Below are 21,311 nucleotides of genomic sequence, written 5' to 3' on the forward strand. Positions count from 1 at the left end.
CCCACTCAGGTGGTGGCGCCCAGTTGCCAGGGGACGAATTCGTTCTGCCCGTAGCCGTGCAACTCGCTGCGGCTGCGCTCCCCCGAAGCCAGCGCCAGCAGGCGCTCGAAGATGAAGGCGCCCCGCTCTTCCAGGGTGGTGCTGCCGTCCACCAGGCCCCCGCAATCCACGTCCATGTCGTCGCGCTGGCTCTCCCACAGCCGGGTGTTGGTGGCGATCTTCAGCGACGGCGTCGGTGCGCAGCCATAGGCCGAACCCCGGCCAGTGGTGAAGGCGATCAGGTTGGCGCCCCCCGCCACCTGGCCGGTGGCCGAGACCGGGTCGTAGCCGGGGGTGTCCATGAACACCAGGCCCGGGGTGCGCACCGGCTCGGCGTAGCCATAGACCGCCATCAGATCGGTGGAACCGGCCTTGATCACCGCGCCCAGGGATTTTTCCAGAATGGTGGTCAGGCCGCCGGCCTTGTTGCCCGCCGAGGGGTTGTTGTCCAGGCTGGCGCCGAAGCGGGCGCAATAGTCTTCCCACCAGCGGATGCGTTCCACCAGGCGCTCGCCCACCGCCGGGCTGGCGGCGCGGCGGGTGAGCAGGTGTTCGGCACCGTAGATTTCCGGCGTCTCCGAGAGGATGGCGGTGCCCCCGGCGGCCACCAGCAGGTCCACCGCCCGGCCCAGGGCCGGATTGGCGCTGATGCCGGAATAGCCGTCCGAGCCGCCGCATTGCAGGCCGAGGATCAGATGCCGCGCGCTGACTGGTTCGCGCTGCACCGCATTGGCTGCGGGCAGCAACGCCTCGACCGCGGCGATGCCACGGGCCACGGTGGCGGTGGTGCCGCCGCTGTCCTGGATATTGAGGGTCTGCAGTCCCGCATGCTCGGCGAGGCCCTGGTCAGCCAGCAGTGAGGGGATCTGGTTGGCTTCGCAGCCGAGGCCGATGAACAGCACGGCGGCGAAGTTGGGGTGGGCCGCATAGCCGCCCAGGGTGCGGCGCAGCACCGCCATGCCCTCGCCCTGGGTGTCGATGCCGCAGCCGACGCCATGGGTCAGGGCGACCACGCCATCGACGTTGGGATAGGGCTCCAGCGCCGCGGGATGGACGTCGCGGCGGAAATGGTCGGCCACCGCCCGGGCCACCGTGGCCGAGCAATTCACCGAGGTGAGGATGCCGATGTAATTGCGGGTCGCCACCCGGCCATCCGGGCGGACGATGCCGAGAAAGCTGCGCTCGATGGGCGCCGGTGTCCCGCGGGCCTCAATGCCGAAGGCGTGTTCGCGGGCGAAGTCGCCCATGGCCAGGTTGTGTACGTGCACATGGCTGCCGGCGGCGATGGCCTCGCGAGCGAAGCCGATGATCTGGCCATAGCGCCGCACCGGTGCGCCTGCCGCGATGGCGCGCACGGCGACCTTGTGCCCGGCGGGCACCGGCTCGCGGACCTGCACGCCCTCCTCCGGCAATTCCAGACCGGGCACCAGCGCCTGGCGGGCGATGAGCACATCGTCTTGCGGGTGCAGACGCAGGGTGGCGCGGGCAGCGGCCACGGCGCCGCTGCGGGTGATCAATTCCATAGGGGTCTCCACGTCAGCCTTCGAATTTGGTCTGGATCACGCCTGAGGGGTGCCTGATAGCTGCCGATCCGCATCAACCGCGCTCCTCTTCCAGTTGCCGCACGGCCTGTTCCACGCCGCGCAATTCCGCCAGACCCTTGAGCCGGCCGATCAGCGAATAGCCCGGATTGGTCCGCCGCCCCTGATCATCCAGCAGTTGGTGGCCGTGGTCCGGCCTCATGGGCAGGCGCGCTCCGCCGTCGCGTGCGCGGCGACGCTCCTCGCGCACCAGTTCGCGGATTACCCCGACCATGTCGACGTCGCCGTCAAGGTGATGGGCCTCGTGGAAGCTGCGCGGATCCGCCTCGCGCCGGGTCGCGCGCAGGTGGACGAAATGGATGCGCGGCGCGAACTGGCGGGCCATGGCCACCAGGTCGTTGTCGGCGCGCACGCCATAGGAGCCGGTGCAGAAGGTGAGGCCGTTGGCCGGGCTCGGCACAGCATCCAGCAGCCACTGGGCATCGGCGGCGGTGGAGACCACCCGGGGCAGACCCAGCAGCGGTCGCGGCGGATCGTCCGGATGCACCCCCAGGCGGATGCCCACTTCTTCCGCCACAGGCACCACCGCCTGGAGAAAGGTCGCCAGGTGCTCGCGCAGCTGCGCGGCGTCGATACCGGCATAGGTGGCCAGCAGGGCCCGCAGGTCGGCCACCGTGTAGCCCTCCTCGGCGCCCGGCAGACCGGCGATGAGGGTGCGCACCAGTTCCTCGCGCCCGGCGTCGTCGAGCCCGGCGTGATAGCGGCGCGCCCGTTCGATCTCCGCGGTGCTGTACTCGGCCTCGGCGCCGTCACGCTGCAGGATGCAGAGATCGAAGGCGGCGAAGGCGTCCTGATCGAATCTCAGCGCCCAGCCGCCGTCGGGCAACCGATGGGCCAGCTGGGTGCGGGTCCAGTCGAGCACCGGCATGAAGTTGTAGCAGACCACGTCGATGCCGCACTGGGCGAGGTTGCGCAGACTCTGGCAGTAGTTCTCCAGATAGCGCTCGCGACCCGGCAGGCCGCGCTTGATGTCTTCGTGGACCGGGATGCTCTCCACCACCGACCAGGACAGCCCCGCCGCCTCGATCAGCGCCTTGCGCTCGGCGATGGCGGCCACCGGCCAGACCTCGCCATTGGCGATCTCGTGCAGCGCCGTGACGATGCCGGTGGCCCCGGTCTGGCGGATGTCGGCGAGAGAGATGGGATCGCGCGGGCCGAACCAGCGCCAGGTGTGTTCCATGTCAGACTCCTTGCTCGGTCAGATCGGCGATGGCCGCTTCGATACCCGCCGCGGCGATGCGCGCGTGGGCCCGTTGCACCGCGGCGCGAAAGACGGGGTGCGCGGCCAGGTCGGGGGGAAAGACCTCGGCCAGCGCCAGCACGGCGTCCACCCGCGCCGCGCCCGTAGGCAAGGCGGCCAGGGTGGCGCGCAGGGGATCGTCCAGCGCCTCGCCCTCGCCTTCACCATATTGGATCCAGGCCGCCACGCCGAGGGCGGTGCAGGCCGGATCACCGCCCTGCTCCAGCAGCTGCCGGGCGCCCAGCAGCCAGCGTTGCGGCAGCTTCTGCGAGCCGTCCATGGCGATCTGCCGCAGGCGGTGCTGCAGGGCATCGTTGCGGAAGCGCGCGACCAGCGCCTGGGCATAGCCCGGCAGATCCACGCCTTCCGGCATGTCCAGGGTCGGCGCCGCCTCGCGACTCATGTAGCGGTGCACCAGGGCCGCCAGGCGTTCATCGGCCATGGCCTCGGCCACGGTGCCGTGACCGGCCAGGCTGCCGACATAGGCCAGCAGCGAATGGCTGCCATTGAGCAGGCGCAGCTTCATGGTCTCGAAGGGACGGACGTCCGCCACCATCTGCACCCCTTCATGTTCCCAGTCCGGGCGCCCTTGCGGAAAGCGGTCCTCGACCACCCACTGACTGAAGGCCTCGCCGACCACGGCGGCCGGGTCATCGCAGCCGAGATCGCGCAACCGCGCGAAGGCGGCTTCGTCCATGGCCGGGACGATGCGATCCACCATGCTGCAGGGAAAGGCCACCTCGGTAGCGATCCAGGCCGCCAGCCCGGCGTCCTGGGCCTCGGCGAGGGACACCACCGCCTGGCGGGTCCGCTGGCCGTTGTCCGGCATGTTGTCGCAGCAGAGGACGGTGAAGGGCGCGATGCCGGCCGCCCGGCGCCGGCGCAGGCCTTCCACCAGCAGCCCCGGCGCGGTGCGCGGCGCCCGCGGTTCGGTTAGGTCGTGGACGATGCCGGGATCGTCGCGGCGCAGCGCGCCGCTGGCCGGACTCAGGCAATAGCCCTTTTCCGTCACCGTCAGAGTGACGATGCGCACCCCGGGATCGGCCAGCCGGGCCAGCAGGGCCTCGCGCCCGGCCCCGCCGTCGCCAGCGTAGAGCACCTCGCGCAGGACGCCGATCTCGCGCAGCACCCCTTCGCGCCGGTTGCGGTATTCGGCCACGTGATAGCGACCCTGCTGGGCGCTGAGGGTCTCCACCAGCGCCCGCCCCGATCTGAGGTTGGCGCTGCACAGGCCCCAGGCGCCGCCGCCATGGCGGGCCAGGTTGCGCTCCAGGTAGACCGCCTGGTGGGCACGATGGAAGGCGCCCAGGCCCAGGTGGACGATGCCGATGGCGGGCGCCGGATAGCGCGAAGGAATACGTTCGAAATCGCTCATCGGGCGCCTCCGGTGGCCAGCTCGGCGGGTGCGTCCGCCGGCCGCTCGGCCAGCGGCTTGACGAAGCGCGCCACGCACAGCGAACCGATCACGGTCAGGGCGCCGGCCAGCAGGAAGGCGCTGGTGAAGGCCCCGGTGAATTGCACCAGGTAGCCGGTCACCGCCGGGCCGATGATGCCCGAGGTGTTGGCCAGGAAGTGCATGAAGCCGCTCACCCCGCCCACCCGCGCCGCCGGCACCGTGTCCTGGATGATCGCCCAGTAGATCGCCCCGGTCAGGTAGAGGAAGAACACCGAGAGCGCCACCAGGGCCACCGCGGCATAGAGGGTGCTGACCAGGCCGGCCACGGCGATGCACAGGGCGCAGGCCAGCAGGCAGCTCACCAGCACCACCTTGCGCGAGAACATCAGCCGGCCGGTCTTGCGGAACACCCAGTCGGACAGATAGCCGCCCACCGCCAGGCCGATGAAGCCCAGCACCCAGGGGATCACCGTGGCGATGCTCATGTCCTTCACGTTGAGGCCATAGGCCTGGATCAGGTAGCTGGGAAACCAGGTGAGGAAAAAGAACAGGGTGTAGTTGTAGGCGAAGAACGCCAGGGCGGTGAACAGCACCGTGGGCTGGCGCAGGTAGTACTTGAGCGGCCTGACCTCGGTGTCCACCACGGCCACGGCGCGCTCCTCGGCGGCGATGTCGGCGGCCAGCTGGCCGGTTGGCTTGTCCTTGATCCAGAGGTACCAGACCACCGCCCAGACGAAGCCGATCAGCATGATGACGACAAAGGACACCTTCCAGCCGTAGGCCACCGCGATCACGCCGACGATGGGGCCGGAGATGGCGCCGCCCAGGGGGGTGCCCGACATCGACAGGCCCAGGGTGCGGCCGCGGTTGTGCGGCGCGTACCAGTTGTTGACCATCTTGCTGGTGGAGACGCTCAGGGGCCCCTCGGCCATGCCGAACAGCACCCGGATCACGATCAGCGCGGCAAAGCCCGAGGCCAGCACCGTCAGGCCGCTGAACGCCGACCAGAGCACCATGGCCAGCAGCAGCGTGGTCTTGGCGCCATAGCGGTCGGCGGCCCAGCCACCGATGAAGTTGAACGCCGCATAGCCGACGAAGAAGGCGCTGAACAGCAACCCCATCTCGCCGGCGCTGAGCGCGAAGTCCTTCTGGATCAGCGGCGCCGCCACCGACAGCGCCGAGCGATCCAGATAGTTGACGACCCCCGCCAGGAACAGCATGACGAGTACCAGTCCACGACCTTGTCCAGCCATTTGTTACCTCCCGCTCATTGTCTTTATTCGGTAAGGCATCGCAGCGGCGCCCCTCGGGGAGCCCGTGTTGTCAGGCGTTGCCACCCCATTGCACCAGCACCTTGCGGGTCTGCTCGGGGTGCCTTTCGATCAGCTCGATGGCGCCCGGCATCTCCTGGCTGGCCACCTGGTGGCTGATCAGCGCCGCGGCATCCAGCCGGCCCGTCGCCAGCAGCTCGATGACCCGCGGAAAGCGGCCGTTGTTGAGCCGCGAGCCCACCAGCGTCAGTTCCTTCTTGATGATCTCCAGCTGCACCAGCTCGCTGGGCGTGGCGCTGAAGCCCAGCAGGCCGATGCGCCCGGCCGGCGACGCCAGCCGGACGATCTCCGGCAGCAAGGCTGGATGGCAGGCGGCGTCGACGATCAGCGGCACGCCCTCGCCGCCGGTGGCTTCGCGCATGGCCGCCTCGACATTGGTCTCGCGACCATTGAGGGTGCGGGTCGCGCCCAGGGTCCGGGCGGTGGCCAGGCGATCGTCCAGCACATCGGTCACCGTGATGTCGGCGATGCCCAGCGCCCGGGCCATCTGCACCAGGGTCAGGCCGATCACGCCGGCGCCGTAGATCAGCAGGCCATCGCCGGGCAGGAACTGCATCCGCTCCAGCACATTGAGGGCGATGCTGTAGGGCTCGACCAGGGCGGCCTGGGCCAGCGGCAGACCGGGCGGCAGGCGATGGGCGTTGGCGGCGGGTACGCAGACCTCTTCGCTGAAGCCGCCATCGCGGTGCACCCCCAGCACCTGCAGGCGACTGCAGACATTGGGCCGGCCGATGCGGCAGGGATAGCAGCTTCCACAGGCGATCACCGGATCGACGCAGACCGGATCGCCCACCGCCAGGCCGCTCACGCCCGCGCCCACCTCGCGCACCACGCCGGCGAACTCGTGGCCGGTGACGCGGGGAAAGCGCACGAAGGCGTTCTGCCCATGGATGATGTGCATGTCCGAGCCGCAGATGCCGGCATAGGCCACTCCGACGCGGACCTCACCGGGCGCCAGCGTGGGTACCGCGACCTCTGCGATGCTGAATTCGTGGGGCGCTCTGACCTGAAAGGCTTTCATCCTGGACTCCTCCTTCACCAGTGCCACAGGGTGCCATCCACCAGCCGGTTCACCGGCAGGCTGGCGCGTTGGTACGGATAACGGGCGGCGAGGTCTTCATCGATGTCCACGCCGTGGCCGGGCACCTCGCCCGGGGTGAAATGGCCGTCGTCGAAGCGATAGGCGTGGGGAAAGACCTCCTCGATGCGCGCCTCGTGGGGCATGTGCTCCTGGATGCCGAAGTTGGGCACCCAGCTGTCGAAGTGCAGCGCCGCGCCCATGCACACCGGCGACAGGTCGGTGGCGCCATGGAAGCCGGTGCGCACCTGGTAGAGCGCGGCCAGATCGGCGATGCGCCTCATGTGGGTGATGCCGCCGGCATGCACCAGGGTGGCGCGGATATAGTCGATCAGCTGCTCCTGGATCAGCTCGCGGCAGTCGTGGATGGAATTGAACACCTCGCCCACCGCCAGCGGCGTGGTGGTGTGCTGGCGGATCAGGCGGAAGGCCTCCTGGTTTTCCGCCGGGGTACAGTCCTCCAGCCAGAACAGGTTGTATTCCTCGACCCGCTTGCCCAGCCGTCCCGCCTCGATGGGCGTCAGCCGGTGATGCACGTCGTGCAGCAGGTGCAGGTCGTCGCCAAAGCGCTCGCGCACCGCGGCGAACAGCTTGGGCACGTGATTGAGGTACTTGGCGGTGTCCCAGACGTGCTCGACCGGCAGGTCGCTGTCGGCCGGCTCGTAGCGCTCGCCCTCGCGCTTGGCCACGCCATAGGTGGTGGGAATGCCCGGCACCCCGCATTGCACCCGCACCGCGCGATAGCCCTGCTCCACATGGCGGGCCACCTCGTCCAGGCAGCTGTCGATGTCCTTGCCGGTGGCGTGGCCATAGACCATCACCCGCTCGCGACTCTTACCGCCGAGCAGCTGGTACAGCGGCATACCGGCGGCCTTGGCCTTGAGATCCCAGAGCGCCACGTCCACCGCGGCGATGGCGGTCATGGTGACCGGTCCGCGCCGCCAGTAGGCGCCGCGATAGAGGTACTGCCAGATGTCTTCGATGCGATGGGCGTCGCGACCGACCAGCGCCGGCAGCACGTGCTCTTCCAGGTAGGCCACCACCGCCAGTTCGCGGCCGTTGAGGGTGGCGTCACCGAGGCCATAGAGGCCTTCGTCGGTGACGATCTTGAGGGTGACCAGGTTGCGACCGGGACAGGTGACGATGACGCGGGCTTCGGTGATCTTCATGGCTTCAGGCCTGGGCAGTGAGCGCGGGAATCAGGGGCGGCAGCGCCGGCATGGCGGCGCGCGGGATGAGTGCACCGGGATGCTGGATGACCGTGGCGGCGAGGCGATGCCCCCAGGCGGCGGCCGCCTCGGGCGCCCCGCCCTGGAGGCGGCAGGCCAGGTAGGCGGCGCTGAAGGAATCCCCGGCGGCGGTGGTGTCCACCACTCGGGCCACGGCTTCGCCGGCCACCTCCTGGCGCCCCTGGCGATGCTGCAGCAGGCAGCTGCGCGCGCCGCGCTTGAGCGCCACCTCGGCCACGCCCCACTCGGCGTACTGGGCAAGCAGCGCCGCCTCGTCGGCGAAGCCGAACAGCGCGGCGTCGTCCTCCCAGGTCACCAGCGCCAGGTCGGCGAGCTGCAGCAACCGGTGATAGGCCGTGCGCGCCGCCTGCAGATTCGGCCATAGCCGCGGCCGGTAGTTGTTGTCGAAGACGATGCGGGTGCCGGCGGCGCGCGCCTGGCGCAGGGCTTCCAGCAGCCGCTCGCGACCGGTATCGGTCAGCACCGCCAGGCTGATGCCGCTGAGATAGAGCAACTGATACTCGGCCAGGGCCGCCAGCAGCGGCTGGGCCTCGGCGCCGTCGAAACACTCCCGCGCCGCCGCCTCGCCGCGCCAGTAGAGAAAGCGCCGCTCGCCGTCGGCATCGGTCTGGATCAGATAGAGTCCCGGCAGACGCCCGGGCAATACCCGCACCCGCGCGTCACTCACCCCCTCCTCCCGCCAGCGTGCGCGCATGGCCTGGCTCAGGCTGTCGTCGCCCACCGCGGTAAGGTAATCCACCTGCACCGGGTCGTCGCCGAGCAGCCGCCGCAGATAGACCGCCGCATTCAGGGTATCGCCGCCAAAGGCCTGGCCCAGCTGGCCATCTTCCTGACTGCGCAACTCGACCATGCATTCGCCGATGAGGCCGATGCGGGTCAGGGGGGACGAAACGAGGGGTAGCGTCATGCAGACTCCTGAGGATGGTCCGGAACCCGGACGCGGCAGGCGGACACCGCCAGGCCGGTCACGCCGGGATCGAGGCGAAAGCTGCGCCCGGCCAGGGGTTGCGCCTGGCGGGCGGAATCATCGAGACCCACCCGGGCGGTGGTGATCAGCAACTGCTCCAGGCGCGCGCCATAGAAGGCGCAGGAAGTGACCCGCGCCACCGGCAGCTCCACCCAGGCGAGCAATACGCCCTCGGCGCTCCAGCGACTCAGGCGATAGCCGTCCCAGTGGGCGATCCACAGCGCGCCCTCGCTGTCCACGGCCAGGCCATCGGGCACGCCGGGCTGCTCGCCGAAGTCGATGAGGGTGCGTCCGCGACCGAGCTGGCCACTGGCGAGATCGAAGTCGAAGGCCTGCACCCGGCGGGTGGGCGAATCTATGTAGTAGAAGGTCCGGTTGTCCGGGCTCCAGCCCAGGCCGTTGGACACGGTGATGCCGTCGAGGCGTTGATGCAGCTGGCCGTCCAGGTCCAGGCAATACAGCCGGCCGCCACCGGGCGCCTCGTCGAGCAGCGTGGTACCCAGCCAGAAGCGGCCGAGCGCATCGCACTTGCCGTCATTGAAACGGTGCTGAGGCCCATGGACCGCACGGGGCGGCTGCGCAACGGGCGTCGGCTGGGCGGCCCCGGCGGCCAGGCGCCAGACGCCGTCGCTCAGGGCCAGCCAGGTGGAACCGTCGACATGGGGCACGGCGCAGCCCAGCGGTCGGCCGAACTCCAGCACCTCGACCGGAGCCGCCGGCTGCGGCGCCGCGCGCAACAGGCGACCGGCCAGGATATCCACCCACAGCAGGCGCTGCTGTCGGGTATCCCAGACCGGGCCTTCGCCCAGTTCATCGCCATGATCGAACAGGCACTCAGGTGGCGCCATGCTGGGTCTCCTCTACGAAGCGCAGCGGTATCAGCACCAGCAGGCAGCTCAGGGCGAGCATGGCGTAGCTCCAGTGCCAGCCGAAATGCTCGATCACGTAGCCGGCCACCGGCCCCACCAGAAAGCCCGCCAGGCCCAGGCCCACGCCAATCAGCAGACCCAGGCCGCTGCCGGCCGCGCGGGGCGAGGAATCCACCGCCAGCGAATAGAGCACCACATAGGGCGAGTTGCGGAACAGGCCCCAGGCCAGCAGCAGGGTCCAGGCCATGGCGCGGCTGTCGATGAACATGCACAGCGCCACGCAGATCGAGAAACCGACGGTCAGGATGCCCAGCGCGAACTTGCGGCCGCGGTGATCGCTCAGCGTCCCCCAGAAGATCTGCCCCGCCCAGCCCACCAGCCCCGAGGCGCCGGAGATCACCGCGGCCTCGGCCAGGCTCAGCCCCAGCTGGCTGGTGAGCTGGTAGGTCAGAAAGGTGGCCACGCCCATCTCGGTCCAGAGAAACAGGAAGTTCATCACCAGGCAGAGGCGCACGTTGCGCTCGGCGAAGGCCTGGCGCAGGTTGCTCAGCGGATTGCGCGAGACCGGCGCGGCGGTGTCGACCGGCACGGTCAGCCCCTCCTCGCGGATCCAGGCATAGACCTGTTCCTCGTTGCGGCGGCGGCCCAGGTAGAGCTGCAGCAGGATGATCGGCAGACCGATCAGGGGAATCCAGAGAAAGGTGGCGCGCCAGTCGCCATTGGCCAGGATCAGCCCCATCAGGACCGGGCCGACGAATTGCCCCAGGGGCATGCCGGTATGGTGGACGCCCAGGGCGAAGCCGCGATTTTCCTTTTGCCAGAATTCGCTGGCCACGGCGATGTTGACCGGCTCCATGGCGCCGGTGCCCAGGCCCATGGTGAATCTCAGCACCTGCAGGGTGCCCAGCGAGCGCGCGTACACGGTGGCGAAGGCCGAGCCTATGGTCAGGGCGCAGGCTCCCACCCAGCTCCAGGCACGGCGGTGGCCGGTACCGACGCTGTCGGCCAGCACCCCCACCACCAGAGCGCCGACCAGGGTGCCGACGAAACTCAGCGAACTGAGCCAGCCGCCCTGGGCGGCGTCCAGTCCGAATTCCTGCATGATCGCCGGCAGCACGGTCGGCAACAGCTGGCGATCTACCGAGATCATCAGCATCGCCAGGGTGGTGATGCCGAGCATCTGCCAGGACACCGGATGTGCACGGGGCAGCCAGCGGGGGGTACGAACGGCAGGCGCCAATGCGCCCGGGGCCTTGGTCATGGATTTCATCGTCGCGGGTTCCGTTGTTGTTTTTGTTCGCACCGCCGGCGACCGCCAGCGGTGAGAGAAGACCCTTACGCGCGAAATGCTTTGGAACGTTGTTCCATTCGCTGGCGGACAGTGTTGCTGGCCTTTCCCGCATCCGTCAATCAGAATGGAACAGTGTTCCGGCAACCAGGCGACCGGCGGTCCCATGGAAAAGAATCAGCAACTCGGCAATGACATGGTCAGCGCCGTCGGGCGCACCCTGGCGGTGCTCGAAGCCCTCGGCGAGCGCGAGGACGACTGCGGCGTCTCGGAGCTGGCGCAGCAGCTAGACCTGTCGAAGAGCACCGTCCACCGCTTCCTGCAGACGCTCAAGGCGCTGGGCTATGTGGTCCAGGACGCCGAGGACCGCTACCGCCTCAGCGTCAAGCTGTTCGAACTGGGCGCCCGCGCCCTGCCCCAGCTGGAGCTGGTCCGCGAAGCCGAACCAGGCATGCGCCTGCTCAACGACCTCACCGGCGAGACCGTCCACCTCGGCATCTTCGACGAGGGCGCCATCGTCTATGTGCACAAGCTCGATTCGCGCTACACCCTGCGCATGTATTCACGCATCGGTCGGCGGGCTCCGCTGTATTGCACCGGGATCGGCAAGGTGTTGATGGCCTGGCGCCCTGAAGCCGAGGTGCGGCAGATCCTCGCCCAGGAAACCTTTGTCCGTCGCACGCCCAACACCCTCGACAGCCTGGCCGCCTACCTCGCGGAACTGGCGCGGGTTCGTGAGCTGGGCTTCGCCGAAGACCACGAGGAATTCGAGGCCAACATGAGATGCCTGGCGGCGCCGATCCGCGATCGCTTCGGCCAGGTCATCGCCGGCCTGAGCGTGTCCTTTCCCTGCTTCCGCTTTCGCGAAGACCTCAAGGCCGAGTACGTCGAGCAGATGCTCGCCACCACGGCGCGCATCTCGGCGCAGATGGGTGCCCCGGCCGGCTAGCGCCAGCCGGGATCGTCGGTCCCACGAGGGCACTGATTCGGGCGTCCAGCCATAGTCAGACCAATGGTCCTATGGCCGGCTCGGCCTTAAGCCGCCGCTAAGCCACCCCCTATAGCGTGTGATGCACATCACAACTCCAACCCGGTGTCCCGCCGGGGCTACCCTCACGGTGACTGTCATGATGATGCGCACACTCAAGGTGGGTCGCCGGTCGGCCTTGGCCTTCTCGGTTATCGTAGCAATCGTCATCGCGCTCGGGGCCATCGCCCTGATCCAGATGCGGCAACTCAGGCAGTCGGAAATCGAGGTGGAGACGGACTGGATGCCCAGCGTCCGCCAGGCCGGTCAGATGACCGCGGCACTGCTCAGGTTGCGCCTCGAAAGCCTGAGAGCCCTGGGCACCCGGGATCCCGCGCGCCAGCCGGAAATGGCCATGGCCCTGGTCGATCTGCGCAGCCGCTTCGCCACCGGGGTAAAGGACTATGCACCCCTGGTGTCCAGCGATGCGGAGCAGCGGCTGTACCAGGCGGTGCAGGACGGGGCCACGGCTTATCTGGGCCTGCTGGACAGCTTCGAGACCCTTTACCGCACGGGGGATCTGCCCGGTGCCGAGGCCCTGGCCAACGGCAGCATGCGCGCGGCCGCCGACCAGTTGCAGACGCAGATCGAAAACCTGGCCGCGCTGAATGACCGGGGCGCCGTCGCCTCAGGCATCGAAGCGGGACGGATCTACGACCACGGCCTGGCCTGGGTCGTGGGGCTGATCCTCGCCACCCTGCTGGCCACCATCGCCCTGGCCTTCCTGCTGACGCGCAGCATCACCCTGCCCATCGGCGAAGCCCTGCGCATCGCCCAGCGGATCGCCAACAAGGATCTTGCCGAAGACATCCAGGTCACGGGCCGCGACGAGGCCGCCGGCCTGCTGACCGCCCTGGCCGACATGCAGGCCAATCTGCGCGATACCGTGGCCCATCTGGCGGACAGCTCCAGTCAGTTGGCCGCCTCCGCCGAGGAGATGACCGCGGTGACCGACGCTGGCAATCGCGGCCTGCTCAGGCAAAACGACGAGATCGGCCAGGTAGCCACCGCGGTGACGGAAATGAGCGCCGCGGTGGACGAGGTGGCGCGCCACGCGGAGGAAAGCGCCGGCGCCTCGCAACGGGGCAGCACCCTTACCCAAGCCGGTCTGCAACACGTAGCCGCGACCCTGACCGCCATCGAACGGCTGGCCACCCAGGTCGATCAGAGCAGCGGCCAGATCCAGACGCTTTCGGGGCGCGCCCAGGCCATCAGCAACGTGGTCGACGTCATCCGCGCCATCGCCGAGCAGACCAATCTGCTGGCGCTCAATGCCGCCATCGAAGCGGCACGCGCAGGCGATCAGGGTCGCGGCTTCGCCGTGGTCGCGGATGAGGTTCGCGCCCTCGCCCACCGCACCCAGCAGTCGACGCGGGAGATCGAGGCCATGATCGGCACCATCCAGCAGGATTCGACGGACGCGGTGAAGGCCATGCAGCAGAGCAGCCAGACCGCCGAGCAATCCCTGGCCGTTGCCCGGGAAGCCAATGGCGCCCTGCTGGCCATCGCCGGAGCCATGGGTGGCATCGACGAGCGTACGGCGCTGATCGCCACGGCCGCCGAACAACAGGCCCTGGTGGCCAAGGACATCGACCGGGGCCTGATCAGCATCAAGGACCTGTCCGACCAGACCGCCGCGGGCGCCAGTCAGACCTCCAGCGCCAGCAACGAGGTGTCGCGCCTGGCGGCCGGTCTCCGTCAGGTGGTGGCGGAATTCGTGATTTGACCGGGGCCAGCGCTGGCCGCCAAAACGGCGCCAGTCCGCGAAGGATCGGCCGGCCTTTTCTCCAGGCACAAAAAAAGCTGCCCTAGGGCAGCTTCTCTTGCGTCGTTCGGGCAGTTCAGAGGACCCGGAACGACTCGTATGGCGCGGCGGACGGGACTCGAACCCGCGACCCCCGGCGTGACAGGCCGGTATTCTAACCGACTGAACTACCGCCGCGCATTGCGTGCACCTTGCGGAACACTTCCCGAAGAGTTTGGTGGCTGATGACGGGATCGAACCGCCGACCCCCTGCGTGTGATGCAGGTGCTCTCCCAGCTGAGCTAATCAGCCATCCCCTTCGGGTGACGCGCATTCTCCTCGTAGCCCCTTGATCCGTCAAGGATTTTTCCAATTTTATTTTTTACGGGCGCTATTCCAGGTAGATCATCTTGCGGGTCATGCCGCCGTCCAGGGTGATGGCCTCGCCGGTGATGAAACCGGCGTTGCCGCCGAGCAGCCAGGCCACGCAGGCCGCCACGTCCTCCACCGTCCCTACCCGTCCGACCGGATGCTGCTCGTGGTCGGCGGCGGACAGCGGTTCGGCCGCGCGGACATGGGCATCGCGGGCGTCGATCCAGCCCGGGCAGAGGGCATTCACCCGCACTTCCGGGCCGAGGCTGACGGCCAGGGCATGGGTCAGAGCCAGCAACCCGCCCTTGCTCGCGGCATAGGCTTCGCTGTGGGGCTCGGACTGCCGGGCGCGGGTCGAGGCGATGTTGACGATGGCGCCCTGCTGCTCGCGCAGATAGGGCGCGCAATGCTTGGCCAGCAGCATGGGGCCGTCCAGATTCACCCCGAGCACCTTGCGCCACTCGGCCAGCGCCAGGCTTTCCAGCGGCTGGCCCTGGGCGGTGGCGAGACCGGCGTTGTTGACCAGGGCGTCCAGCCGACCGAACTGGCCGATCACCTGGGCCACGGCGGCCTCCACCTGCGCCTCGTCGGCCACGTCCAGGGCCACGAACCAGGCCCGCTCACCCAGGGCGGCGGCCACCTTGGCGCCGCGCTCCTGCTCGATGTCGGCCACCACCACCCGCCAGCCTTCGGCTATTAGCCAGGCGGCGATACCCAACCCGATCCCACGCGCCGCGCCGGTGACCAGGGCGACGCGCAGCTCTACCGGTGCAAACGTCAGACTCATAGCGCCGCCAGTCCGCGGGCCAGGTCCTGGCGCAGATCACCCAGGTCTTCGAGACCCACGGCGATGCGGATCAGGCTGTCGCTGATCCCGGCATTGGCGCGCTCGGCCGGCGACAGCCGCCCGTGCGAGGTCGTCGCCGGGTGGGCGATGGTGGTCTTGGTATCGCCCAGGTTGGTGGTGATGGAGATCATCCGGGTGGCGTCGATGAAGCGCCAGGCGGCGTCGCGCCCACCGGCCACCTCGAAGCTCACCACGGCGCCAAAGGCGCTCTGCTGGCGGCACGCCAGCTCATGCTGCGGATGGCTTTCCAGGCCGGCATAGTGGACCCGCTCGACGCCGGGCTGGCCTTCCAGCCACCGTGCCAGCTCCAGTGCGGTCTGGCTGTGCGCCTGCATGCGGATCTTCAGCGTCTCCAGGCCCTTGAGGAACAGCCAGGCGTTGAAGGGACTCAGGGTCGGGCCCGCGGTACGCAGGAAACCCACCACCTCTTTCATCTGCTCGGCACGACCGGCGACCACGCCGCCCATGCCGCGACCCTGACCGTCGATGTACTTGGTCGCCGAATGGATGACGATGTCGGCACCCAGCGCGAGCGGCTTCTGCAGCGCCGGGGTGCAGAAGCAGTTGTCGACCGCCAGCAGCGCGCCTTGCGCATGGGCGATCTCGGCCAGGGCGGCGATGTCCACCAGCTCGGCCAGGGGATTGGACGGCGACTCGACGAAGAACAGCCGGGTGTTGGGCTTGCAGGCCGCCTGCCAGGCGTCCAGATCGGCCAGCGGCGGATAGTCCACCTCGATGCCGAAGCGCTTGAAGTACTTCTCGAACAGGCTGATGGTCGAGCCGAACACGCTGCGCGAGACCAGCACATGGTCGCCGGCGCTGCACAGGCTCATGACCATCGCCAGGATGGCCGACATGCCCGAGGCGGTGGCCACCGCCTGCTCTGCGCCCTCGAGGGCCGCGATGCGGGTCTCGAAGGTACGGACCGTGGGGTTGGTGTAGCGCGAATAGACGTTGCCCGGCACCTCGCCGGCGAAGCGCGCCGCGGCATCCGCGGCGGTCCGGAACACGTAGCTGCTGGTCAGGAACAGGGCTTCGCCATGCTCGCCTTCCGGCGAGCGCTGCTGCCCTGCCCGCACCGCCAAGGTCTCGAAGGCCGCGCCCTCGAGATCACTGTCCAGGCGTCCGGCATCCCAGTCTTGGCTCATGTGCAGCTCCTTAGTCGTTGTAGAGATCGATGATGGCGCTGACCGCCTTGTGCTTGACCTTGGCCGCGTCGTTGCGCGCCTGCTCGATCCGGTTCAGATAGGCGGCATCGACGTCGCCGGTGATGTACTCGCCATCGAACACCGCGCAGTCGAACTGCTCGACCTTGGGTGCCTTGCGGGTGCGCACGGCTTCCTGCAGGTCCTGCAGATCCTGGTAGATCAGCCAGTCGGCGCCGATCAGTTCGCCGACTTCCTCGGTGGTGCGGCCGTGGGCGATCAGCTCGTGCACGCTGGGCATGTCGATGCCGTAGACGTTGGGGAAGCGCACCGCCGGGGCCGCCGAGCAGAAGTAGACCTTCTTGGCGCCGGCTTCGCGGGCCATCTGGATGATCTGCTTGCAGGTGGTGCCGCGGACGATGGAGTCGTCCACCAGCATCACGTTCTTGCCGCGGAATTCCAGTTCGATGGCGTTGAGCTTCTGGCGCACCGACTTCTTGCGCGCGGCCTGGCCGGGCATGATGAAGGTTCGGCCGATGTAGCGGTTCTTGACGAAGCCCTCGCGGAACTTGACGCCCAGGTGATTGGCCAGCTCCAGCGCCGCGGTGCGGCTGGTGTCCGGAATCGGGATGACCACATCGATGTCGTGTTCGGGGCGCTCGCGCTGGATCTTCTCGGCGAGCTTCTCGCCCATGCGCAGGCGCGCCTTGTAGACCGAGATGCCATCGATGATGGAATCCGGACGCGCCAGGTAGACGTGCTCGAAGATGCAAGGCGCGTATTGCGGATTCTGCGCGCACTGGCGGGTGTAGAGGCGACCGTCCTCGGTGATGTACACCGCCTCGCCCGGCTCCAGATCACGGATCAGGGTGAAGCCGAGTACGTCGAGGGCGACGCTCTCGGAGGCGATCATGTACTCCACGCCGTATTCGGTGTGACGCTGGCCGAAGACGATGGGACGGATGGCGTTGGGATCGCGGAAGCCGACGATGCCGTAGCCGGTGATCATGGCCACCACGGCATAGCCGCCACGGCAGCGCTCATGGACCTCGGAGACCGCGGCGAAGACGTCGTCCTCGGTCGGCTGCAGCTTGTTGCGCACCGCCAGCTCGTGGGCGAAGACGTTGAGCAGCACCTCGGAATCGGAGGTGGTGTTGACGTGGCGCAGATCGGATTCGTAGATCTCGCGGGACAGCTGCTCGACGTTGGTCAGGTTGCCGTTGTGCGCCAGGGTGATGCCATAGGGCGAGTTGACGTAGAACGGCTGCGCCTCGGCGGAGCTGGAGCTGCCGGCGGTGGGATAGCGCACGTGGGCGATGCCCATGTGGCCGACCAGATGCTGCATGTGCCGCTGCTGGAAGACGTCGCGGACCAGGCCGTTGTCTTTGCGCAGGAAGAGTTTACCGTCCAGGCTGGTGACGATACCGGCGGCATCCTGACCGCGATGTTGAAGGACGGTGAGCGCGTCGTACAAAGACTGGTTGACGTTCGTCTTGCCCACGATACCTACGATGCCACACATGTGACGCGACCCCACTGTTTCAAGTGATGCGACGGCGGACCATCGCAGGATGACCCCGGCAATGCGAGGCCTGGAAAAGCGTTCAAGGAGCCTTGGGCCCCAGCTGCGGCAGCAGTTGCAGACTGGGCATGGGCGTCGCGCCCAGCCACTGGCCGGCAAAGCCCAACAGCAGATTCTTCGACCAATCGGCCACCAGCAGAAAATGTGGAACCAGCACCGACTGCTGCCACCAGCCATCCTGCTGGACCGGCCCCAGGCTCAACAGCCCCACGGCCACTGTGATCAGCAAGGCACCGCGGGCAGCGCCAAAGGCCATGCCGAGAAAGCGATCGGTGCCCGACAATCCGGTGACGCGGATCAGTTCGCCAAGCAAGAAGCTAACCAGGGCACCCACCAGCAGCGTCAGCACGAAAAGAATGACACAGGCGGCGATCACTCGCCCGGACGGCACCTGAATATAGTCGACCAGATAGGTGGACAGTGCCCCACCGAAGACCCAGGCCACGCCACCGGCAACGATCCAGGTGGCCAGTGACAACGCTTCCTTGACGAAGCCGCGCCTGAGACTGATCAGGCTGGAAACGATGACAACGGCGACGATCGCCCAGTCCACCCAGGTGAAGCCCACGGCAAGGTCCACTTACAAAAAGGCCCTGCATTCTAGCAGAGCCTTGTGACCGGGTTAACCGCGCTCCGGCTGAAAGCGCACGACGAAACCCTTGACGCCATTCTGCTTGTTGAGCTGATCGCGCAGCCGATCCGCCTCGCTGCGCTCTATCACCGGCCCGACGAAGACGCGATTCATGCCGTCGGCGGTGCGCACATAGGCGTTGTAGCCCTGGCTGCGCAGCTTGGCCTGCAGGGCGTCGGCGCTGGGCCGGGACGACAGGCTGGCGAGCTGGACCGACCAGCTGTTGGGCAGATTGGCCGCGCCCAGCCGCGAGTCCGGCTTGGCCGCCGGCGCCGGTGTAGCTGCGGGTGCTGCCGGCGCGCTTGCGACGGGTGCAGGGGTGGCGGGCGCCTTGGCGACCGGCGCGGCAGGCTGGGATTGGGCAGGCGCGGGACTTACCGGCGCATTCTGCGTCGGCGCCTGGCCGGCGGTACCGGCAATGGGGGTCTGCGGCTTGCCGAGCGGCTTGGCCGGCTCGTCCGGTACCACCACCACGGGCGGCGCCTCGGGCGTCTGCACCGGCTGCACCTCGGTCGCGGGCACCGTGGGTGCGGCCGGCTGGGGCGGCGCCTCGACCGCCACCTTGCGGGCGTCGTCCTGGCGATTGAAGAGCATGGGCACGAAGATGATGATCAGCGCCAGCAGCACCAGCGCTCCGATGACTCTTTGCTTGAGCATGGGTTATGCCTCCGCGGATTCGGATGGGGAAGAGAGCTGCGCGAGCACCTCGGCGACGCTGTAGAAGGAGCCGAACACGACCACCTCGTCGTCGGCCGCACTGGCGGCCAGTTGCGCCTCGAAGGCGGCCAGCAGGGAGGCATGGGCCTCGGCCTGGACACCGCGTGCGGCCAGCAGTGCGGCCACCTCGGCACCTTCGCGACTGCGCGGGGTCGGCAGGGTCGCGACAGCCCAGCTGGCGAACAGGCCCTCCAGGGGCGCCAGGATGCCGTCCAGGTCCTTGTCGGCCAGGACGCCGAACACCGCGCGACGCACGCCGGCGATCGGCTTCATGGCCAGGCGCCGGGCCAGGTACTCGGCGGCATGGGGATTATGGGCCACGTCCAGCAGGACGCTACGGGTCTCCCCTGCCCACTCGACCTGGCGGCGATCGAGTCGTCCGGTCATGCGCGTCGCCTGCAGGGCCGCCGCGATCTTTCCCGGCAGCCAGGGCTGGTCGAGCAAGGCGTAGGCCTGCAAGGCCAGGGCGGCATTTTCCATGGGCAGGTCGAGCAACGGCAGACCGGGCAGCGCCAGGGCGTTGCCCTGGGCATCGCGCCCGCGCCAGAACCAGCCGGCGCTCTCGATCTGCAGGTCGAAGGCTTCGCCGCGCAGCAGCAAGGGAGCACCCAGGCGCTCGGCGGCTTGGATCAGTGGCGCGGGGGGCTCCAGATCGCCGCAGAGGGCCGGCTTGCCGGCGCGGAAGATACCGGCCTTTTCCACGGCCACGCTTTCGCGGGTATCACCCAGCCATTCGGCGTGGTCGAGGCCGATGCTGGTGACCAGCGCCAGATCGGCGTCGATCAGATTGACCGCGTCCAGGCGTCCGCCCAGACCGACTTCGAGGACGGCGACGTCCAGCCGGGCACGCTCGAACAGCCAGAAGGCCGCCAGGGTACCCACTTCGAAATAGGTCAGGCTGATCTCGCCCCGCGCGGCTTCCACCGCGGCGAAGGCGGTGCACAGATCGCTATCGCTGGCCAGGGTGCCGTCCACATCGACGCGCTCGTTGTAGCGCACCAGATGCGGCGAGGCATAGACGCCGACCCGCTGTCCGCTGGCGCGCAGCAGACTGGCGAGAAAGGCGCAGGTGGAGCCCTTGCCGTTGGTGCCGGTCACGGTCACCACCCGCGGGGCCGGCCGGGTCAGACCCAGCCGCTGCGCGACCTCGCGCACCCGGTCCAGGCCCATGTCGATCGCCGACGGATGCAGCTGCTCGAGATAGGCCAGCCACTGCGCGAGGCTGCGCGAAGCCATCAGGCCGCCGGTACCGGCTGGTGCTGGAAGGTCGCCAGCAGACGCGCCAGGCGATCACGCAATTCCTTGCGCGAGACGATGATGTCGACGGCGCCGTGCTCCAGCAGGAATTCGCTGCGCTGGAAGCCTTCCGGCAGCTTTTCGCGCACGGTCTGCTCGATCACGCGCGGACCGGCAAAGCCGATCAACGCCTTGGGCTCGGCGACGATGACGTCACCCAGCATCGCCAGACTGGCGGAGACGCCACCATAGACCGGATCGGTCAGCACCGAGATGAAGGGGATGCCCTCTTCGCGCAGACGCGCCAGCACCGCGGAGGTCTTGGCCATCTGCATCAGCGAGATCAGCGCTTCCTGCATCCGCGCACCACCCGAGGCGGAGAAGCAGATCAGCGGGCAACGCTCTTCCAAAGCCACATTGGCCGCGCGCACGAAGCGCTCGCCGACCACGGCGCCCATGGAGCCACCCATGAAGGAGAATTCGAAAGCACAGACCGCCACCGGCATGCCCTTGAGGGTGCCGCGCATGGAGATTAGGGCGTCTTTTTCGCCGGTTTCCTTTTGCGCGGCGGTGAAACGGTCCTTGTACTTCTTGCTGTCGCGGAATTTCAGGCGGTCCACCGGCTCCAGCTCGGTGCCCAGCTCTTCACGGCCCTCGGCGTCGAGGAAGATGTCCAGGCGGCGTCGCGCATTGATGCGCATGTGGTGACCGCACTTCAGGCACACGTCCAGGTTCTTTTCCAGCTCCGGACGGTAGAGGACCGCTTCGCAGGCCGGACACTTGTGCCAAAGACCTTCCGGCACCGAACTGCGCTTCACCTCGGACCGCATGATGGAAGGAATCAGTTTGTCGACCAGCCAATTGCTCATGCATCTCTCTCCACTTGCATGGGCTCCCAGCGCGACCGCGGCCGCGCCTTCCTTGAGCATCTGTAATAGGTTCGGCAGCGCC

The 21,311-nt window shown here is 68.2% G+C and carries 18 protein-coding genes, 2 tRNA genes and 1 pseudogene; 3 read left to right on the forward strand and 18 right to left on the reverse strand.

Going from position 1 to position 21,311, the window contains the following annotated elements:
- Positions 1-5 precede the first annotated feature (5 nt).
- The 9 genes from PSK12I2_RS0119100 to PSK12I2_RS0119140 all read right to left on the reverse strand — a co-directional run bounded on the left by PSK12I2_RS0119100 (position 6) and on the right by PSK12I2_RS0119140 (position 11,032).
- Complete coding sequence (locus tag PSK12I2_RS0119100) at positions 6-1,562, reverse strand: UxaA family hydrolase (RefSeq protein ID WP_027599642.1); 1,557 nt, start codon at positions 1,560-1,562, stop codon at positions 6-8.
- A gap of 73 nt (positions 1,563-1,635) precedes the next feature.
- Complete coding sequence (gene uxuA / locus PSK12I2_RS0119105; protein WP_027599643.1) at positions 1,636-2,820, reverse strand: mannonate dehydratase; 1,185 nt, start codon at positions 2,818-2,820, stop codon at positions 1,636-1,638.
- A gap of 1 nt (position 2,821) precedes the next feature.
- Positions 2,822-4,255 (reverse strand): mannitol dehydrogenase family protein, encoded by a 1,434-nt coding sequence (locus PSK12I2_RS0119110; protein ID WP_027599644.1) that lies wholly within the window; start codon positions 4,253-4,255, stop codon positions 2,822-2,824.
- Entirely contained in the window at positions 4,252-5,529 is a 1,278-nt protein-coding gene (locus PSK12I2_RS0119115) for an MFS transporter (RefSeq protein WP_037007848.1), read from the reverse strand. Before PSK12I2_RS0119115 ends, PSK12I2_RS0119110 begins: the two co-directional genes overlap by 4 nt.
- Before the next feature lie 70 nt (positions 5,530-5,599).
- Complete coding sequence (locus PSK12I2_RS0119120; protein ID WP_027599646.1) at positions 5,600-6,628, reverse strand: Zn-dependent oxidoreductase; 1,029 nt, start codon at positions 6,626-6,628, stop codon at positions 5,600-5,602.
- A gap of 14 nt (positions 6,629-6,642) precedes the next feature.
- Positions 6,643-7,854 carry a D-mannonate dehydratase ManD gene (manD, locus tag PSK12I2_RS0119125; RefSeq protein WP_027599647.1) on the reverse strand — a complete coding sequence of 404 codons (1,212 nt, stop codon included), beginning with the start codon at positions 7,852-7,854 and terminating at the stop codon, positions 6,643-6,645.
- Positions 7,855-7,858: 4 nt separating this feature from the next.
- Positions 7,859-8,842, reverse strand: coding sequence for a sugar kinase (locus PSK12I2_RS0119130; RefSeq protein WP_027599648.1), 984 nt, complete (start codon positions 8,840-8,842; stop codon positions 7,859-7,861).
- Positions 8,839-9,750: an SMP-30/gluconolactonase/LRE family protein gene (locus tag PSK12I2_RS24160; RefSeq protein ID WP_051398760.1), complete on the reverse strand. Its 912-nt coding sequence runs from the start codon at positions 9,748-9,750 to the stop codon at positions 8,839-8,841. Before PSK12I2_RS24160 ends, PSK12I2_RS0119130 begins: the two co-directional genes overlap by 4 nt.
- The gene (locus PSK12I2_RS0119140) at positions 9,737-11,032 is read right to left on the reverse strand and encodes an MFS transporter (RefSeq protein WP_256204003.1); all 1,296 of its coding nucleotides are present in this window, start codon (positions 11,030-11,032) and stop codon (positions 9,737-9,739) included. Before PSK12I2_RS0119140 ends, PSK12I2_RS24160 begins: the two co-directional genes overlap by 14 nt.
- A gap of 193 nt (positions 11,033-11,225) precedes the next feature.
- Here PSK12I2_RS0119140 and kdgR point away from each other — a divergent pair, with 193 nt between their 5' ends.
- From kdgR to PSK12I2_RS25630, 3 genes and pseudogenes are all read left to right on the forward strand, one after another.
- Entirely contained in the window at positions 11,226-12,008 is a 783-nt protein-coding gene (gene kdgR / locus PSK12I2_RS0119145) for a DNA-binding transcriptional regulator KdgR (protein ID WP_027599650.1), read from the forward strand.
- A gap of 184 nt (positions 12,009-12,192) precedes the next feature.
- Positions 12,193-12,957, forward strand: a pseudogene (locus PSK12I2_RS25625) (MCP four helix bundle domain-containing protein); the annotation flags it as partial.
- A gap of 66 nt (positions 12,958-13,023) precedes the next feature.
- Complete coding sequence (locus PSK12I2_RS25630) at positions 13,024-13,812, forward strand: methyl-accepting chemotaxis protein (RefSeq protein WP_371100811.1); 789 nt, start codon at positions 13,024-13,026, stop codon at positions 13,810-13,812.
- A 139-nt stretch (positions 13,813-13,951) separates the two neighbouring features.
- Here PSK12I2_RS25630 and PSK12I2_RS0119155 read toward each other — a convergent pair.
- The 9 genes from PSK12I2_RS0119155 to accD form a co-directional block, all read right to left on the reverse strand.
- Positions 13,952-14,028: transfer RNA gene (locus PSK12I2_RS0119155), tRNA-Asp, on the reverse strand.
- Between the two features lie 38 nt (positions 14,029-14,066).
- Positions 14,067-14,142 (reverse strand) — tRNA-Val (locus PSK12I2_RS0119160).
- A gap of 79 nt (positions 14,143-14,221) precedes the next feature.
- Positions 14,222-14,989 carry an SDR family oxidoreductase gene (locus tag PSK12I2_RS0119165; protein ID WP_007158652.1) on the reverse strand — a complete coding sequence of 256 codons (768 nt, stop codon included), beginning with the start codon at positions 14,987-14,989 and terminating at the stop codon, positions 14,222-14,224.
- On the reverse strand, positions 14,986-16,197 hold the full coding sequence (locus tag PSK12I2_RS0119170; RefSeq protein ID WP_027599652.1) for an O-succinylhomoserine sulfhydrylase: 1,212 nt from the start codon (positions 16,195-16,197) through the stop codon (positions 14,986-14,988). The genes PSK12I2_RS0119165 and PSK12I2_RS0119170 overlap by 4 nt, the downstream gene beginning before the upstream one ends.
- A gap of 10 nt (positions 16,198-16,207) precedes the next feature.
- Positions 16,208-17,716: an amidophosphoribosyltransferase gene (purF, locus tag PSK12I2_RS0119175; RefSeq protein ID WP_007158654.1), complete on the reverse strand. Its 1,509-nt coding sequence runs from the start codon at positions 17,714-17,716 to the stop codon at positions 16,208-16,210.
- Positions 17,717-17,798: 82 nt separating this feature from the next.
- A complete protein-coding gene (locus PSK12I2_RS0119180; RefSeq protein ID WP_007158655.1) occupies positions 17,799-18,344 on the reverse strand; it encodes a CvpA family protein in 546 nt (181 codons plus the stop codon).
- Positions 18,345-18,398: 54 nt separating this feature from the next.
- Positions 18,399-19,064 (reverse strand): SPOR domain-containing protein, encoded by a 666-nt coding sequence (locus PSK12I2_RS0119185; protein WP_027599653.1) that lies wholly within the window; start codon positions 19,062-19,064, stop codon positions 18,399-18,401.
- Between the two features lie 3 nt (positions 19,065-19,067).
- Entirely contained in the window at positions 19,068-20,360 is a 1,293-nt protein-coding gene (folC, locus tag PSK12I2_RS0119190) for a bifunctional tetrahydrofolate synthase/dihydrofolate synthase (protein WP_027599654.1), read from the reverse strand.
- The gene (gene accD / locus PSK12I2_RS0119195) at positions 20,360-21,229 is read right to left on the reverse strand and encodes an acetyl-CoA carboxylase, carboxyltransferase subunit beta (RefSeq protein ID WP_007158658.1); all 870 of its coding nucleotides are present in this window, start codon (positions 21,227-21,229) and stop codon (positions 20,360-20,362) included. The genes folC and accD overlap by 1 nt, the downstream gene beginning before the upstream one ends.
- Between the last annotated feature and the right edge of the window lie 82 nt (positions 21,230-21,311).

Source organism: Pseudomonas sp. MOIL14HWK12:I2, assembly GCF_000510745.1.
GTDB classification, from domain to species: Bacteria; Pseudomonadota; Gammaproteobacteria; order Pseudomonadales; family Pseudomonadaceae; genus Chryseomonas; species Chryseomonas oryzihabitans.

What these genes read in the sequence shown, in the direction of transcription:
- uxuA (WP_027599643.1), bottom strand. Translation starts at nt 2,820, where the DNA reads ATGGAACACACCTGGCGCTGGTTCGGCCCGCGCGATCCCATCTCTCTC.
- PSK12I2_RS0119115 (WP_037007848.1), bottom strand. Translation starts at nt 5,529, where the DNA reads ATGGCTGGACAAGGTCGTGGACTGGTACTCGTCATGCTGTTCCTGGCG.
- PSK12I2_RS24160 (WP_051398760.1), bottom strand. Translation starts at nt 9,750, where the DNA reads ATGGCGCCACCTGAGTGCCTGTTCGATCATGGCGATGAACTGGGCGAA.
- PSK12I2_RS0119140 (WP_256204003.1), bottom strand. Translation starts at nt 11,032, where the DNA reads ATGACCAAGGCCCCGGGCGCATTGGCGCCTGCCGTTCGTACCCCCCGC.
- accD (WP_007158658.1), bottom strand. Translation starts at nt 21,229, where the DNA reads ATGAGCAATTGGCTGGTCGACAAACTGATTCCTTCCATCATGCGGTCC.
- PSK12I2_RS0119170 (WP_027599652.1), bottom strand. Translation starts at nt 16,197, where the DNA reads ATGAGCCAAGACTGGGATGCCGGACGCCTGGACAGTGATCTCGAGGGC.
- PSK12I2_RS25630 (WP_371100811.1), top strand. Translation starts at nt 13,024, where the DNA reads ATGACCGCGGTGACCGACGCTGGCAATCGCGGCCTGCTCAGGCAAAAC.
- PSK12I2_RS0119120 (WP_027599646.1), bottom strand. Translation starts at nt 6,628, where the DNA reads ATGAAAGCCTTTCAGGTCAGAGCGCCCCACGAATTCAGCATCGCAGAG.
- PSK12I2_RS0119130 (WP_027599648.1), bottom strand. Translation starts at nt 8,842, where the DNA reads ATGACGCTACCCCTCGTTTCGTCCCCCCTGACCCGCATCGGCCTCATC.
- kdgR (WP_027599650.1), top strand. Translation starts at nt 11,226, where the DNA reads ATGGAAAAGAATCAGCAACTCGGCAATGACATGGTCAGCGCCGTCGGG.
- PSK12I2_RS0119165 (WP_007158652.1), bottom strand. Translation starts at nt 14,989, where the DNA reads ATGAGTCTGACGTTTGCACCGGTAGAGCTGCGCGTCGCCCTGGTCACC.
- folC (WP_027599654.1), bottom strand. Translation starts at nt 20,360, where the DNA reads ATGGCTTCGCGCAGCCTCGCGCAGTGGCTGGCCTATCTCGAGCAGCTG.
- PSK12I2_RS0119110 (WP_027599644.1), bottom strand. Translation starts at nt 4,255, where the DNA reads ATGAGCGATTTCGAACGTATTCCTTCGCGCTATCCGGCGCCCGCCATC.
- PSK12I2_RS0119100 (WP_027599642.1), bottom strand. Translation starts at nt 1,562, where the DNA reads ATGGAATTGATCACCCGCAGCGGCGCCGTGGCCGCTGCCCGCGCCACC.
- PSK12I2_RS0119185 (WP_027599653.1), bottom strand. Translation starts at nt 19,064, where the DNA reads ATGCTCAAGCAAAGAGTCATCGGAGCGCTGGTGCTGCTGGCGCTGATC.
- manD (WP_027599647.1), bottom strand. Translation starts at nt 7,854, where the DNA reads ATGAAGATCACCGAAGCCCGCGTCATCGTCACCTGTCCCGGTCGCAAC.
- purF (WP_007158654.1), bottom strand. Translation starts at nt 17,716, where the DNA reads ATGTGTGGCATCGTAGGTATCGTGGGCAAGACGAACGTCAACCAGTCT.